Annotated in this window: 16 protein-coding genes; 9 read left to right on the forward strand and 7 right to left on the reverse strand. The window is 61.8% G+C overall.

Going from position 1 to position 15490, the window contains the following annotated elements; translation table 11 throughout:
* Positions 1-24 precede the first annotated feature (24 nt).
* From RX328_RS28115 to RX328_RS28130, 4 genes are read left to right on the forward strand one after another with little or no spacing between them, the layout of a single operon-like run.
* Positions 25-966, forward strand: coding sequence for a SurA N-terminal domain-containing protein (locus tag RX328_RS28115; RefSeq protein ID WP_213250058.1), 942 nt, complete (start codon positions 25-27; stop codon positions 964-966).
* Entirely contained in the window at positions 966-1997 is a 1032-nt protein-coding gene (gene pdxA, locus RX328_RS28120; protein WP_213250057.1) for a 4-hydroxythreonine-4-phosphate dehydrogenase PdxA, read from the forward strand. The genes RX328_RS28115 and pdxA overlap by 1 nt, the downstream gene beginning before the upstream one ends.
* Entirely contained in the window at positions 1994-2851 is an 858-nt protein-coding gene (rsmA, locus tag RX328_RS28125) for a 16S rRNA (adenine(1518)-N(6)/adenine(1519)-N(6))-dimethyltransferase RsmA (RefSeq protein WP_213250056.1), read from the forward strand. The genes pdxA and rsmA overlap by 4 nt, the downstream gene beginning before the upstream one ends.
* Positions 2852-2887: 36 nt before the next feature.
* Positions 2888-3946 (forward strand): alcohol dehydrogenase, encoded by a 1059-nt coding sequence (locus RX328_RS28130; RefSeq protein ID WP_213250055.1) that lies wholly within the window; start codon positions 2888-2890, stop codon positions 3944-3946.
* A 44-nt stretch (positions 3947-3990) separates the two neighbouring features.
* On the opposite strand, the gene RX328_RS28135 is transcribed toward RX328_RS28130, so the two are convergent.
* Positions 3991-5046 carry an alpha/beta hydrolase family protein gene (locus RX328_RS28135; protein ID WP_213250054.1) on the reverse strand — a complete coding sequence of 352 codons (1056 nt, stop codon included), beginning with the start codon at positions 5044-5046 and terminating at the stop codon, positions 3991-3993.
* A 120-nt stretch (positions 5047-5166) separates the two neighbouring features.
* Between RX328_RS28135 and RX328_RS28140 the strand changes: the two genes are divergently transcribed.
* Positions 5167-6144 (forward strand): LysR family transcriptional regulator, encoded by a 978-nt coding sequence (locus RX328_RS28140; RefSeq protein WP_213250053.1) that lies wholly within the window; start codon positions 5167-5169, stop codon positions 6142-6144.
* 157 nt (positions 6145-6301) lie between these two features.
* On the opposite strand, the gene RX328_RS28145 is transcribed toward RX328_RS28140, so the two are convergent.
* The 3 genes from RX328_RS28145 to RX328_RS28155 form a co-directional block, all read right to left on the reverse strand.
* Positions 6302-6514 (reverse strand): hypothetical protein, encoded by a 213-nt coding sequence (locus RX328_RS28145; RefSeq protein ID WP_312017979.1) that lies wholly within the window; start codon positions 6512-6514, stop codon positions 6302-6304.
* A gap of 179 nt (positions 6515-6693) precedes the next feature.
* Positions 6694-7149 carry a carboxymuconolactone decarboxylase family protein gene (locus RX328_RS28150; protein WP_213250048.1) on the reverse strand — a complete coding sequence of 152 codons (456 nt, stop codon included), beginning with the start codon at positions 7147-7149 and terminating at the stop codon, positions 6694-6696.
* Positions 7150-7220: 71 nt separating this feature from the next.
* The gene (locus RX328_RS28155) at positions 7221-7460 is read right to left on the reverse strand and encodes a DUF417 family protein (protein WP_213250046.1); all 240 of its coding nucleotides are present in this window, start codon (positions 7458-7460) and stop codon (positions 7221-7223) included.
* An 89-nt stretch (positions 7461-7549) separates the two neighbouring features.
* Between RX328_RS28155 and RX328_RS28160 the strand changes: the two genes are divergently transcribed.
* Both RX328_RS28160 and RX328_RS28165 read left to right on the forward strand, forming a co-directional pair.
* Complete coding sequence (locus tag RX328_RS28160; RefSeq protein WP_317258517.1) at positions 7550-7921, forward strand: LysR substrate-binding domain-containing protein; 372 nt, start codon at positions 7550-7552, stop codon at positions 7919-7921.
* 163 nt (positions 7922-8084) lie between these two features.
* Complete coding sequence (locus RX328_RS28165) at positions 8085-8750, forward strand: hypothetical protein (RefSeq protein ID WP_213250044.1); 666 nt, start codon at positions 8085-8087, stop codon at positions 8748-8750.
* A 327-nt stretch (positions 8751-9077) separates the two neighbouring features.
* Here RX328_RS28165 and RX328_RS28170 read toward each other — a convergent pair whose 3' ends face one another.
* Entirely contained in the window at positions 9078-9269 is a 192-nt protein-coding gene (locus RX328_RS28170) for a hypothetical protein (RefSeq protein ID WP_213250043.1), read from the reverse strand.
* Positions 9270-9559: 290 nt separating this feature from the next.
* Between RX328_RS28170 and RX328_RS28175 the strand changes: the two genes are divergently transcribed.
* Positions 9560-9781: a hypothetical protein gene (locus RX328_RS28175; protein WP_213250041.1), complete on the forward strand. Its 222-nt coding sequence runs from the start codon at positions 9560-9562 to the stop codon at positions 9779-9781.
* Between the two features lie 170 nt (positions 9782-9951).
* On the opposite strand, the gene RX328_RS28180 is transcribed toward RX328_RS28175, so the two are convergent.
* Complete coding sequence (locus RX328_RS28180; RefSeq protein ID WP_213250039.1) at positions 9952-10680, reverse strand: SGNH/GDSL hydrolase family protein; 729 nt, start codon at positions 10678-10680, stop codon at positions 9952-9954.
* Positions 10681-11131: 451 nt separating this feature from the next.
* Positions 11132-12022 carry an SDR family NAD(P)-dependent oxidoreductase gene (locus tag RX328_RS28185; protein ID WP_213250037.1) on the reverse strand — a complete coding sequence of 297 codons (891 nt, stop codon included), beginning with the start codon at positions 12020-12022 and terminating at the stop codon, positions 11132-11134.
* 2353 nt (positions 12023-14375) lie between these two features.
* Between RX328_RS28185 and RX328_RS28190 the strand changes: the two genes are divergently transcribed.
* Positions 14376-15488, forward strand: a complete 1113-nt coding sequence (locus tag RX328_RS28190) for a hypothetical protein (RefSeq protein WP_213250036.1) — start codon at positions 14376-14378, stop codon at positions 15486-15488.
* Positions 15489-15490 lie beyond the last annotated feature (2 nt).

Below are 15490 nucleotides of genomic sequence, written 5' to 3' on the forward strand. Positions count from 1 at the left end.
TTGGTTGATACGACTGACATGACCATGACGACCATTAAGCTCCTTCCTCGCCGATTTTGGTCTCTGATCGCCGGCGGTGCCGTCGCGCTTGCCGTGCTGGCCGGCGGCGCTTCACCGCTGCAAGCGCAGTCCGTGGTGGTGATGGTGAACGGCGAGCCCATCACCAGTCTCGATATCGAGCAGCGCACCAAGCTCAACTTCCTGACGACTCGGAAGCAGATGCCGCGGCAGGAGGTGATCGAGGAACTGATCGACGAAAAGGTGAAGGTCAAGGAAGCCAAGCGGTTCGGCGTCGACCCTACGGCGAGCGATATCGATCAGGCCTATGCGGGCATGAGCCAGCGGATGCGGCTGTCGCCCGAGCAGCTCACCAAATCCCTGGAGAGCGCTGGTGTCCGGCCGGAAACGCTGAAGGCCCGCCTCAAGGCCGAGATGGTCTGGGGCAGCCTGGTGCGCGGCCGTTTCAAGGAGAGCCTCCAGGTCGGCGAGAAAGACGTTGCCGACGCCGCCCAGCAAAGCGGCGAACCTACCCAGGCGGACGCGTTCGAATACAGGCTGCAGCCGATCGTGCTGATCGTGCCGCGCGGCTCGGCGCAAGGCGCGATCGACTTGCGGCGCAAGGAGGCGGAGTCCTTGCGCGAGCGCGTCCAGAGCTGCGAGCAGGCCAACTCCTACTTCAAGTCGATGCAGAATGCTGCGATCCGCGGCATCGTCACCAAGACTTCGGCCGACATTCCCGGCCCGCTTCGCGAGCTCCTGGACAAGACGCCGGTCGGTCGCCTGACCCCGCCCGAAATCACCAAACAGGGAGTCGAGATGGTGGCATTGTGCGAACGCAAGCCGACCAAAATCGACACGCCGAAGAAGCGAGAAATCCGGGAAAAGATGTACACGCAGAAATACGAGGCAAAGTCGAAGGCTTACCTGGCCGACATCCGCAAAGCCGCGATGATCGAATATCGTTGATGGCCGAGGATCCGAAGCCGGAGGCTCCAGCCAAGGCGCTCGCGCTGACATCCGGCGAGCCTGCGGGCATCGGTCCCGACATCGCCCTTGAAGCGTGGCGGCGGCGCGGTGAGCTGGACCTTCCGCCGTTCTATCTGCTCGGCGACCGCGCATTCTTCGCCGAGCGGGCGAAAATCCTGGGATTGTCGGTCGATCTCGCCGACGCCGTGCCCGAGGAAGCGAGCGCGGCATTTCCGAAAGCCCTGCCTGTGGTCGCAACCGGCGAAATCGCGACCGCGCGTCCCGGGCAGCCCGACGAGACCAGCGCGACCGCGGCACTTGCCTCGATTCGCCATGCGGTCGACCACGTCAGGGCCGGACGCGCCGGCGCCGTCGTCACCAACCCGATCGCCAAGGGTGTGCTCTACCGCGCCGGATTCCGCCATCCCGGCCACACCGAGTTTCTCGCCGAGCTCGCCGCCGATGGCGGCCGCGTGCCGCAGCCGGTGATGATGCTGTGGTCGCCGGCGCTCGCGGTCGTTCCCGTGACCATCCATCTTTCGTTGCGCGAGGCGCTGGCCCGGCTGTCGGCCGAGCTGATCGTCACGACGGCCCGGATTGCGGTTGCGGATCTGAAGGCCCATTTCGGCCTTGCCCAGCCGCGCCTTGCAATATCGGGCCTCAACCCGCATGCCGGCGAAGACGGCTCGCTCGGCAGCGAAGACATCGACATCGTAGCACCCGCTGTCGAAACGCTGCGCACAGAAGGCATCGACGCCAGGGGCCCCCTGCCCGCGGACACCATGTTCCACGCCGCGGCGCGCAAGACCTATGACTGCGCGATCTGCATGTATCACGACCAGGCGCTGATCCCGATCAAGACGATTGCGTTCGACGACGCCGTCAACGTCACGCTGGGATTGCCGTTCATCCGGACGTCGCCGGACCACGGCACCGCCTTCGATATTGCCGGCACCGGCAAGGCCAACCCGTCGAGTCTCGCCGCGGCGCTGCGGCTAGCCGCACGCATGGCGACGACCAAACCTTCATGAGCGCGATCGACGATCTGCCGCCGCTGCGCGAGGTCATCCGCGAACATTCCCTGTCGGCCCGCAAATCGCTCGGCCAGAATTTTCTGCTCGACCTCAACCTCACCGCGCGGATTGCACGCGCCGCCGGCCCGCTCGAAGGCTCAACCATCATCGAGGTCGGCCCCGGCCCTGGCGGCCTCACGCGCGCGCTGCTGGCGCTCGGCGCCAAACGCGTCATCGCGGTCGAGCGCGACGAGCGCGCGCTGGCCCCGCTCGATTACATCGCCAAGCGCTATCCCGGCCGACTCGAGATCGTGCACGCCGACGCGCAGCGCTTCGATCCCCGTCCGATGCTCGGCGGCGAGCGGGCAAAAATCGTCGCCAACCTGCCCTACAATATCGCGACCGCGCTTCTGGTGGACTGGCTCTCGATCGAGCCATGGCCGCCCTGGTACGACTTGATGGTGCTGATGTTTCAGCGCGAAGTCGCCGAGCGGATCGTCGCAAGAGAGAACGACGAGGCCTACGGCCGGCTCGCGGTGCTCGCCAACTGGCGCACTGAAACCAAGATCCTGTTCGACATCTCCCCCGCCGCGTTTGTGCCGCAGCCAAAAGTCACCTCCTCGGTGGTGCGGCTGGTGCCGCGTGAGGCACCCGAGCCATGCGACCGCCGCGCCCTCGAGCAGGTGGCGGCTGCGGCCTTCGGCCAGCGCCGGAAAATGCTCCGGCAGAGCCTGAAATCGCTCTCGGTCGATCCGGCCCGGTTGGCCGAGGCCGCGCATATCGATGCGACAAGGCGCGCCGAAACCATTCCGATTTCGGGCTTTGTTGCCATGGCCCGCGAATTGACCGATATACGAAGCATAAAAACCTAAACGCGCCCTCAAGAAACTGCTCGAGGAGATGATGCCATGGCGCTGATGCGTCGCCAGTCGCTGGTCAAGTTCGATGCACCCTTGTGCGAAACCATCGTCGACACGCCAAAGCCGCAAGGACGCGAAGTCCTCGTCCGCATCGAGCGTTGTGGGCTCTGCCATTCCGACCTGCACATCCAGGACGGCTACGCCGATCTCGGCGGCGGCAAGCGGCTCGACACCACGCGCGGCATGACGCTGCCGTTCACGCTCGGGCACGAGATCGCCGGCGTCGTCGATGAAGTCGGTCCCGATGTTTCGAAAGAGCTGATCGGAAAGAAGCAGGCGGTATTCCCCTGGATCGGCTGCGGCCAGTGCCGCGACTGCGCCAATGGCGATGAAAACCTCTGCGTCAAGCAGCGCTTCCTCGGCGTCTCGATCGATGGCGGCTTCGCCACTCACGTGCTGGTGCCCGACGCCAAATATCTGCTGGATTACGATCCGCTGCCGGTCAATCAGGCCGCAACGCTGATGTGCTCGGGCGTCACCGCCTATGGCGCGCTCAAGCGGCTGGTCGACCGTCCGCGACAGCGCAACCTTTTGCTGATCGGGCTCGGCGGCGTCGGCATGATGGGGCTTTCGTTCGCGCAGGCGATGTTCAAGCAGAACATTACGGTCGCCGATCTCAGTCCCGCCGCGCGCGAGACTGCGCTGCAGAACGGCGCCGCGGTCGCCTACGATCCGGCCGAACCCGAAATCGTCAGGCGCATCCTGAAAGAGACCGAAGGCGGCTTCGACGGCGTCGTTGATTTCGCGGGCAACGAGAAATCGATGGCATTCGCCGTTGCGACGGTCGCACGCGGCGGCAAGATCGTGGTGTCCGGCCTGATGGGCGGCAATTTCAGCCTGCCGATGGTGCAATGGGTCTACAAGCGCATGACCATCGAAGGTTTCATGGTCGGCACCCTCGCCGAGGCAAAGGAATTGATGGCACTCGCCCGCGCCGGCAAGATCAAGCCGACGCCGATGAAGGAAGAACCGATGGCCGATGTCCAGAAATGGATCGACGAACTGCGCGCCGGCAAGGTCGTGGGACGTATCGTGCTGAAGAACTGAGGCGGTGCAATGACCAAAGCTGCCGCAACGCCTCCGCCCCGGCGTTAAGGTGCTCGCGCCAAAGTCCTATCAAAGAAGGTAACGACTTCGCGTGCCACCGCATCCTGCGCGAGCCTGCGATCCACGCCTTTGGGGTCATCGCACAGCGGCAGACCCGCCAAGCGCGTGAGTATCGGGCCTATGAACGAGCGGCACTCGGGCACGTAGGCGAAGTGCCCGACCGCGCGCACCACCTCCCGAGCGCCCGGAATCTGCCGGGCCAGATTGGTGGAATTCGACACCGGGTCCAGGATCTCGTCGAATTGCGCCGTATCGACCACAAACGGCACGCTGATCGAGTAGAGCGAGTCGGGCATGAAGCCCTGCCCCGGCCCCGTGCCCATGATGTAGAAGGCCTTGATCCGCGCGTCCTTGAACGATTGTCCCGCGTCCTGCGCCGGCACCCCTGCGATGTCGTCCTTGAGTGTGCCCTGGCAATAGAAGTCCTTGTTCTCGGCTGCCTGACAGAAGGCTCTTTGTTGAGCGGGGTCATACCTGCCACCGGCCAGGCTGACGCCCGTCCAACCGCCGAACGAGTGGCCCACGAAGCCGATACGGTCAGCATCGACAAGCGCGGCCCATTTTGGGTTCTTGAAGACCTCGTCCAGGGCAAATGACACATCGCGAGGGCGGTCCCACAGGCGGTAGCGGCCTGCGACGGTCTGATCGTCGCCGACCGTTCCCGGATGCGAGGTGGAGAGGACCACGTAGCCAGCCTTGACCAGTTCAAGCGCGAGCCAGCCCTGCGAGAATCGCGATCCCCAGTTGCCGTGCGAAACCACGATCAGCGGGCGCTTCTCTGGAGGTGGCTGTGGCTCCGCCTTGCGGGCGATGGGGATTGGACGCAGCGGCACGCGCGGGGAGAACCATTCGATCGTTGCGTCGGGAGCGGCCTTGAACCAAAGCTCGGTAATGACCTTGCGGCCGGCTGCCGCGTTCTGCAGTTCGAGCGTCGCGGTCCCGACGACGCTGTCACCTGCAAGCCCAGTCGTTAGGTGAAACGGCATGCCGAGGAGCAGCCCTGCACAAGCCATCGTGGCGGCCAGCAAAACAGCCTTCATGCCGTTGGACCTTTGCTCGATTGCGGTTGGCGCTGCGCGGACACTGGCAGCAAAACGCACGCTTGATTAGATCAGCCGGGCTCCTATCATTGCTAACCAAAAGTTTGGGATTGGCTGATCGTGAAGAGCATCCGCGGTGTGGTCGGTTTCGTGCGTGCCGTCGAGGCGGGAAGCTTCGCTGGCGCGGCCAAGAAGTTGGGCGTTACGCCAGTTGCCGTAAGCAAGAACGTGCAGCGGCTGGAGCGGCAACTTGGCGTGCGTCTGCTGCAGCGATCCACGCGCAAGCTCTCGTTGACACAGGAAGGGCGGGCTTACTACGAGCGCTGCTGCGGTCCGCTGCGCGAATTGGAAAATGCGCAGTCGGTCATCGCGGAAAGAGGAAAGTCTCCGACAGGTGCCCTCAAAGTGACGTGCCTGTCGCCCTTCGGGCGAGTCTACGTGTTGCCCCTTATTCCCGACTTTAGTCGCCGCTACCCGGCCATCGAACTGGAGCTGCATCTCGACGATGCAGTCACCGATATGATCGCCGGAGGCTTCGACGTTGGCATCCGCGCCGGCGAGGCACGCGACGGCACAATGGTGATGCGCGAGGTCGCGCCGCTGCACTTTGTCGTGTGCGGAGCCCCCTCCTATCTTGCCGAGCGCGGCATTCCGCTCTCGGTGAGCGACTTGTCGCGGCACAATTGTCTGCGGCTGCGCGGCCGTGACTCTCAACCTGTGCCCTGGAGACTAGGCCCGGGACACCTCTCTGAAGCGCCGCCAATCACCGGCAATTTCCTGGCAAACGATATCCCCGCACTGGTCACGGCAGCAGTGCACGGTCAGGGCTTGGTGTTCGCTCCCCTTCCGTTTGTCCTTCCCTTGTTTCGCACCGGGGCCTTAAGGCCGGTATTGCCCGAATCCGTGTCACAACCCGCGCGCATCTTCATTCACTATGCCAGCCGCAAACATCTTGCCGCTCGCGTCAAGGCTTTCGTGAATTTCATGCTCGAGCATCTGCGGGGTCATCCCGATCTGATATCGGACCCGCAGAACCTGCTCGCTCCGTTCGTCAATCCCAGAGGATCAGCGGGCGCGCCGGGCAAGCGGATTGTGTAGGCGCCAGCTAAGAGCCACGAAGCAAGTAGCCCGCATGAGCGCATACGATATGCGGGACCGCTGGACGGTAAAGGCCCCGGATGTCGCTTCGCTCATCCGGGCCACGCTTCCCGTTCCAAAGAGCCACTAAGCCAGCGATCATTTGCGCGATGGATCGTTATGCCGACTTTGGCTTCGACAGTTCTTGAACGGCCCGGTGCGCGACAACGTCCAATCCGCCCAGGGTGGTGTTTCCCTCCTCCGCACTCTGCATCAGCTTTCGGGCGATGTACTTGCGGCTTTCATGATCGCCGCCGTTGGGAAAGCGGCGGCAGGCCTTTTCCAACGCAACTTCCATGTTTGCAATCGTGCGATCATCCAATTTAGCCACGACACCACCTCTCCGGGTGCTCAAAGCCAACCGACATCCCTTGCGAGTACAACGACCGTTGAATGATAGCACTTTCGGGAAAAAGCGGAATAGAGGATGGCACCTCGCCGAGGCGTTGTGCCATCCCTGCAAACTTCCCGGGACGATCATGGCCACTGGATGGCATGCGGCGCCTGGTCCTACTTCCCGAGCGCCGCCTGTGGCGTATTGCGAAAACTGATTGCCATGCGGTTGTAGGCGTTCATCAGGCCGATCGCGATCGTGAGGTCCACGAGCTCGCGCTCCTCGAACACGGCGCGCGCGGCCTGATACGCGTCATCCGGCACGCCGGTATCGGCGACGCGCGTCACCGTTTCGGCCCATGCAAGCGCGGCGCGTTCGCGCTCGTCGAAGAGATTGCCGGCTTCCGCCCACGCTTGCAGCAGCGCGAGTTTTTCGATCTTCTCTCCCTTCTTGAGCAGGTCGCGCGTGTGCATGTCGAGGCAGTAGGCGCAGTTGTTGATCTGGGAAATTCGCAGGTAAACCAGTTCGACCAGCGCTGGAGAAAGGCCGCTCTGCATGACGTAGCCGTAGACGCCGCCCAGTGCCTTCACGCCTGCCGGCGCGATCTGGTTGTAATCGAGACGTTTGCTCATTGCTTTCTCCTTGATGACGAATGTTGCTCAACGGAAGTAGTCCCTTTCTTCCCAGGACGCTGCGCGCCTGCTCACCTGCGAACCACCGCCTTCAGCGAGTCGACGAATACCCAGAACGAAGCGGCGAACAGGCCGACATCCTTCAGAAGAAACTGACCCGGCGCGACCGTGATCGCGGGCAGCCCGAGCTCCGGCACCACGACGCCTGGCGTCGAGATCATGAAGCTGACGGTGGTGACGAAGAGACCGGCCGAGAGAAGACCGCCTGCTGCAGAAAAGATCGGGCTGGCCGACAGCAGCCTGATCGCCATCCGGATCGGAGAAATCCGCCGCGTATCTGAAAGCCCGCGGCACGCCCAGATCTCCTGACGACCTTTCCAAACACGACTGCATCAGTTTCGTGCCGTTGCAGTCACCGACTACATGGACATTCAAAGGAGATCGGAATGAAATTGAACATGTCGTGCCGGTGAGGTCGCGCCTGGTATTGAACAACCTTGAATCGACTTACGAGGCCGCGCGCAGCGGCATTGGGATCGCAACCGTGTTCTCCTATCAGGTTGTCGAATCGGTCAAATCCGGAGAGCTTGCGCTGCTGCTGCGGGATTTCGAGCCGCCGCCGATACCCGTCAGCTTTGTGTATCCGCCCAATCGCTTCATGCCGGTCAAGTTGCGCGCCTTCCTGGACTTCGCGCTACCACGCCTCAAGGCACGCATTGCCGATCTGCCGAAACGTGCCGCGCCGCGCGGGCGAGCTGAGGCCTCCATTTAGATGAACGAGTACTGACTTACGGTGAGGACTTACGGTGCCAGTGCACTTATGGCAGCATGTGCGGCGCAAGACTCGGAATGAAGCCGCGACAGGGGTGAATTCCCCTTCAAAAAGCATGTCCAGGAGTCTTCGGTGTGCCACCAGCTATCAAAAGGAAACGCGTATGAGCCTGATAGGACGTCTCAGGCGAAAGCTCTTTCCGCCGGACCAAGTGATCGAAGGCTATCAGAATGAAGAGCTGGTCGATACGATCTTCCGGAAGACAGTAGCCTACGAGCCGAGAGGCGATTGGCCGCTCGTGTCTGACATAAGGACGGTGCTTGATTTCGGCGGTGGCGCGGGCCTGCATTACAAGCTCGCTCGTCTGCAGAACCCCGACATCCGCTGGGCGGTCGTGGAAACTCAGGCTATGGCTCGCCGCGCTCTCGAACTGGCAACGAACAGGCTGATGTTCTTCAGCGACATCGAACAGGCTGCCGATTGGCTCGGAGATGTCGAGCTAATGCACTCAGATGGTGCGATCCAGTATGTTCCCGATGCCATCGAGACCGTCAGATCTCTCTGCGCGACAGGGCCCGCAGTCATGCTGTGTAAGCGCGTTCCAACCAGCGACGGTGAGGCGCAAAAGCGAGAGGTGCAGACGTCATTCCTCAGCGATAACGGCCCAGGACGGCTGCCCACCGCCAGCGACAAGCTGGTGAAGTACGAACGAAATTGGATACCGGCGCAGGCGTTCCTCGCCGCGCACGAAGGCTACCGTATGATTGAGCGTAGCTCCGATCCTCAGGAACGTGGCACCGAGCAATTCCGATTTGTTCGAAACGGCTAGTCTAGAGCATGATGATTTTTGGTTAGATCGATTTGGCCGCAGACGCGCTTCACCTCTCCCGCTTGCGGGGGAGGTCGGCGCAAAGCACCGGGTGGGGCTCTCTCCATTCGGGCAGTGTCGCCGCCCGCGGAGACACCCCCACCCCAGCCCTCCCCCGCAAGCGGGAGAGGGAGCGCACCTTCTTCGTGGTCGCAATCAAACCCAATTTCATCATGCTCTAGTTCAGGCGGCGGCCTTGTCCGCGCGGCAGGCGACGATCCTAAATTGCAGTCTAGTGCTGTCACCGGATCGGCTTGGAGGCCGCGGAAAGCGAAGTCGCCTTGTTATTTAGCAGCCGGGCCTGGAACGGCTGTCATGATCCTCGGCGATGTCGCTGGGCGCAGGCTCCAGTGAATTCAACGCTGTGTCGACTTTCTCCAAAATGCGTTCCAGTTCGGCGCGCTCATTGGGCCCCGGGTCTTCCTCCAACCTGGCCAGCAGTTGCTGCTTCTGAGTGAGAAGTTTCGCAAGTGAAGTCATGGTGTCCTCGTCCGAATACGGAGCGGGAGGGGTGCGGAAGACAAATCGATCAACCATTCAGATCGGCGTCAAGTCCCTCCGCTCGCAACCACAGGCGTGAAACCTGCATCGAGTACGACAATAGCGACGGGCTCTGCCGGTACCGCGATGGCCGATTGCGATCGAAACCGAGACGGTTCGCTGCAATGTTTCCTTGGCGGAACCGAAGATGACAACGCCATCAAAATCTCCGCCAAGCGGAACGAATGCTTTCCGAAGCCTTTGATTCTGATCGACAAGAGGAGGTATCTATGAAGCTATCTGCCTTGACGATTGCGACACTGCTTACGGTCGGAACCATCGCCTCGGCCAACGCTATCGAGTTCGGCGTCGGTCCCGGCGGCGTCTACGTTGGTCCCGGCTATGATCGCCCCTACTACCGTGATTACAGAGATGACTGCCGAATCGTGATCCGTGAACGCACCAACCGCTTTGGTGAACGCGTCAGGATTCGCGAGCGCATCTGCGACTAAGCACGCGCTCGACGGCAGTAGGGTCCGGCTGGGATGCTGGACCGACCGGTAGGTCAGAAATTGGTGCGATGTCGCACTCCCCCGGTGACATCGTTCCCGCGAAAGAAGGGCCTCAGGGTAAGCGCTGGGGCTCTTCTCGCGTTCTTGGATGCCGTCAGTCGGGATCAGCATCACACCCGCTGGCGAAAATCTTCGTCATGGTGTTGCCTTATCGACGCCGCCGACGATCGCTTTATCGCCCACGCCACACGGTGCGTGACCCAGTCGCTGTCGTGCAGCCTGTGCTGATCCGTCGGGTCGACCATCCGGTCGAACGAGACCTGCTCAACCTGATACAAGCCCTTCATAAATGCGAAGCGTCGGAACACATTGACGCCGCCGTCCCGCGCCAGTTCGCTGATCGCGTCGACCATCGCGATCGCTTTATCCTTCTTGGCCGGTGTCAGCACGGCCGGGACATATTGGAGGTCCATCAGGATAACGTCAGCCCGCGTTTCCTCACGTAGCTTGACGAGTCCTTCGCGGATGGCGCTGGTGGTTTCGTCGAAGGAGGGAGGACGCTGGTCCGGGCTTTGCCAGACTGCATTCGTTCCGACCTGCCAGATCACCAGATCGGGCTTCTCGGCGATGACGTCGGTATCGAACCGCTGAAGTTCGATCGGCGTTTCCTGGCCGCCGATTCCCTTGTTGACCATGGCGATGTTGGCCTTCGGATATCCGTTCTGGAGGAACGACAGCAGGCGCCCCGGATAGGCCGTGATATCGCCTCTACCCGCCGTCGTCGACGAGCCTATCGCGACGATCTTGGCCTGTCCTCGGGCGAGACTCTCCGCAAAGTGGGTCAGGCCGTGCTCGAATGGAATTGGCTCAACCGGGATCCGTGAGGGATCGCTGTCCATGGGTCACCAGTTTGTTCGAAGCCGCGACAACGTGGGGTGGAAGAAGAAGAATAGCGCGCCACGGCGAGATCGCCTAGCCGGAGGCAAGCGATCGCTATAGGTTTCAGTACGGTGATGCCGTCGTCCCTCCGATGAAACAGTCTTCATTGTCGGGCATATCGTGCTGAAGACTGAAGCGACGCGTCTCACATCGTTGCAATGAATTGGGTGTGACGCCGGCGGCATCGCCGTCGGCGGCACGACAATTAAATACGGTGGCAGTGCACTTAACTGCCGAAGAAGCCGTAACGTCCATTAAGTGCACTGTCACCGTAATCCCGAGAACTGAAGTGCCCGGCGAGCGACCCGACGGCGCTGCGCGACAAAGTCTTTGGAGCCGTGTCTGCTACCAGTCGACGTCTCCATGACCTAACGTAATTCCTCAAGACTTCGCCGTTCCAGGAATCCGTATCTACGCACCGCTGGGCTCGAACGCACCCGGTTCGGAGAAGCCCTCGATCGATTCGACCTTTGCGTAGTTCTCGGCGATGCTCTCGGGTGTCAGATGTGGATCGTAGAAGCCGGGTCCCATGACGATAGCGATACGTTGGATTGCTCCGGCTGCCACGTTGTAGATGCGGTTCGTCTCCGAACAACTATCGCTTGCCAGCCAGACGATCGTGGGCGCAACAGCCTCAACCGGCATGCTGGCTCTTCCATCTGCTTCAGCCAAGCGGGATCCCGCGGCTGGGTGCATCCTCGTGTACCCGACTGGCGAGATGGCGTTCACCAGAATTCCATGCTCAGCACCTTCAATTGCAAGAATGCGCATCAATCCGACTACTGCGCACTTGGCCGCCGCATAAGTGGCTTGGCCACGCAGTCCGAACAGACCGCTGACTGACGTCGTGAGGATGATCTTCCCATAGCGCTGTGCGACCATATACGGCCAGGCAGCCTTCACCGTATTAACCGGCCCGCCGAGGTGCACGCGCCAATAGTGATCGAAATCGTCAAGGGTGGCGTCCTCGAATAGCTGGCTTCCGCAGATACCTGCGTTGTTCACGAGAAGGTCTATTCTCCCGAAATGTTCGACGGTCGTCGCGATCAGGTCACTGCCACCTTCAGGGGTGGAAACATCGCTGTCATTCGCGATTGCCTCGCCTCCACGTGACCGAATGAGGTCGGCCACCTGGTCCGCGATCGTCGAGTCCTTGCCGAACCCCGATACCTCGGTCCCCAGGTCGTTCACCACGACCCGGGCACCGCGTTCGGCGAGAAGTTCGACGTATGCCCGCCCGAGCCCGCGGCCTGCCCCGGTCACAACCGCGGCCTTCCCCTCCAGCGAAATTCGTTCAGTCATCTCGCTATCCTCTTCCGACGAGATTCAGCGCCGCTCCGTGCGACCGCGACACCAAATGCTGGGCGCTATTTTCCCTTTAGCAAAGCCAGATTACCATGAGGTGGGGAGATGAGGCGTCAGTCGTTCGGGTTCTTCCCCAGGCCGGTCGGCCGCGGGGCTTCGTCTTTCAGTTCCATCACCTGATGCCCGATTTCACCGCGAAATCGCGGTGACAGTGCACTGAATTTGCTAACGACGCCAACGAAGCCATAACGTCTCAATTGAGTGCACCGAAGCAAATGGATCCAGAGATCATACTGCTGAACATTCAGCGGCCCGGAAGTGACAAGATCGGCGTTTGGCTGAAGCTGACAGAGCTAGACCGAGATATTTGCCCGGCTCGCGGTTGTCTGGCCTGTCGGCGGCCTGGAACGCGACTTCGACGCACCGGATTTGTATGAGTGCCTTCGTGCGTTTCGACGTGTCATCTAACCTGAGGGATTTTCGCGCTCTTTGTCAGGGAGCACGACCGAATGTCTGCCCATCCCCGATGTCGCGTGCCGCTGGCGCTTGAAAGTGCTGGGCACACAAGTTCGGAGAACCGGCATCGAGGGATCAACTGATTGAAACGTTCGATCCCGTCGAAGATGTCACCGCGGTCGGCACGGTGAGCGAACAGGATGAGTGGATGTCCCGTCATTGGGAGGAATTCAAAGCGCGCGCTTCCTCCCGATAAGCTGGTCCGATCTAACCTGCAAATCGGAGGTTATAATTCGAGGCAGCGCTTCAGCGTCGGCCAAGAGCCACCTCAATCGGCATCTGCCCGTCTGATTGCTGCCAAGTACGCGGCCCACTCAAACTCAAAGGGGCCCACATGCGCAAGCTTGGTTCCGGCCTCGTATCCGTTATCATATGCGAAATCAGACCATTGCACGACAAGGTCGTTTCGCGCGACAAGAACGGTGATAGCTCCACAAGCGAGATCGCCACACTTGGAGCAAACAAACAGAGACGCACGGTGACCTCCCCCGACGGGGACATCCGAGGTCAACATGCTTGCTATTCCGCCGTTGAAGCGATCGGCGACCTCAGGCTCGAAGCGCGGGTCCGAAAGGCACCCACACATATCAAGGCTGGACGCCTCAGTAGCTTGAAGAGGGATGCTCCATTGACGACAAAGTCGAATGTATACCTCTCCTGTTTCAAAGGACTAGTGCTGCCGACCCGATGAAGTGTAGCAAGTTCAAGCTGATCCGCCATTTCCGCCGCTCTGCGCCTGTATCCGGGGATGAATGTCCACTTTTAAAGCTTCGCAAGCTTGAACATAGCCACCCAATGGCCAGCCCCTTGCCGCAGTTCGCGTTGGTTCAAAACCTGACGTTATGGAAAAGCTGCCCGAATGATAATGCAGTTAACCGCCGCTTTATGCTGCACCGATTTTCTCCGCCGCCCTTCCACTGATTTGCCCCACATGGCAAGAAACTTATTTCACTCCCGCTCAAGATTTTTCGCTTAACGCGTCACCCAAATCAAACCTACAACTCCCGCTATCCTGTCCCGAGAAGAGGGGCGTTGGCCAGCGTCACTGACGTTGGGACGGGTTGCGGTGGACGCGGCAGCGTCGGGCGCGAGTGGTGTTCGCAGGGGGGTCTTTCCGTGAGCGAACACGGCCTGCGCAGACGACCGGCGCTTAAACGCCTCGGCCAAAACTTCTTCCGGCAGCATACGGGCCGGTCGAAGCGCTTTGGTCCGGGGAAGCCGTGGACGGCAAAACCGCGCGGTCCTGGCACCCGTTGCTGGTGTCAAGCCGATGGAGATTGTCGGGCCCAACCGGGCTTTCGATCAGTCGCCAATCCGTCGGCGACGGAGGCCAAAGGAATTCGGCTCCGGGGAGAACGCGGCATAAGCCGTTAAAACCACTGCGCAGGGAAAGCCGGGTGATCCGGCGCACCTGCGGTCCACCGTGTGCATTCTTGCGCACGACTGCGGGTGTCATGGGCACCCGGCTTTCCCTGCGCCCTCTGTTTCCTGAGGGCTTCGTCGATGCATAACTTCGGGCGCTACCCGCGCCGCGAGATCGCTATGTTGTATCCAGCGCCGATCGCATCTATCGAGCGCATCGGCTCCCGGTTCATTCGCGCGATTGAACCGCTGTTCCGAACGCTAGAACGCTTCCAAACAATAGCGCTTTCGACCCGCAGAAACACCTCTGTTTTCGGTCGGGTTTTCAATGGCTTAGCCCGCCACATATGAGGCGGCGCGCGAGCCGCAATTATACCCCATCCGCTCCGAAATTGCGGCTCATTGCGACCCAAGTCTCTGACCAGATTGCGGGCATCAAGCGTCGCATAGCGTAGCGTTGCCGGGGATGCAGATGTCGTACCGTTCCGTGAAATTCGTCCCGGCCCTCCTTGCAGGTATCGTGGCAGGTGCAAATCTGGCCACCGTGACGGATCTCCGGGCGCAGTCGACTGAGCAAGGTGCGGAGGCCGGTAAGCAAGCGAACCAGGCCGCAGCAGACAGTTGCCTGCCGGCGCCGAAGGGCGCGACACCCTCGGGCAGCCATTGGTACTATCGGATCGATCGCGCGACGAAACGTAAATGCTGGTATCTCCGCGAGGAGAGCGAGAAGGCTGACGACAAGTTCGCGCGCGCCGCGCCGCCGGAGTCGGCGCCGGCATTGTCTTCGGCCGAAGCGCCGCCGCAAGCGGAGACGCGCAAGTCATTCGACGACGCGCGCGCTGAATGGGTCGCCCAGCAAAACCGCGCAGCGGCAAGTTCGCTGGACAAAGCCGAGCCGCGAACGACTGGCGCAGTTCCCGCGCCCGCCGCTCAGAACGGACCAAGCGCTGTCATGCCGAACGTGCTCGCACCGGCGCCGCTGGCGAGCATGCGATGGAACGACGCTCCCGGCGCAAGCTCCTCGACCAACACACCCGATCAACAGGTCGCTGCCGCCGCCACGCCCGCAAACCAGCCGCAGGCTGACGAAGTGCAGCAGCCCGCAGCAGATCAGGTTGCGCCCGCCGCAGCGGACGCCGCGCCGGCAAAGCCGACCGCATCACTGCAGATGCTGCTCCTGGTAATGGTGGCCGCGCTGGCGCTCGCCGGCCTCACGGTCAGCGCGATCGTCAGGATCGGCCGCATGCGGGCGCGCCGCGCCATGCGCAGCAAGCGGCGCGCGATGTGGGATGCCGCCCGCACCAAGCGGCCCTCGCCGCCGGTGTTCCACGATGAAGACGCCCGGCTGCGACGCGCCGACGCCGGCGCTGTGCAGCATACCCGCGTGCCCAAGGAGCGGCCCCGCGTGCCGCAGGAGCGCGCCCGCGTACCGCAGGAACGAGTGCGCGCGCCTCAGGAGCGAGTGCGGGTACCGCAAGAACGAGTCCGTGTGCCGCAAGAACGAGTGCGTGTCCCTCAGGAGCGAGAGCGCGATCAGCAGGTTACGGAAATGCTGGCCCGGCTCGCCCGCAGCGCGCAGAACTAACC

It is taken from the genome of Bradyrhizobium sp. sBnM-33 (assembly GCF_032917945.1).
Taxonomy (GTDB): Bacteria; Pseudomonadota; Alphaproteobacteria; order Rhizobiales; family Xanthobacteraceae; genus Bradyrhizobium.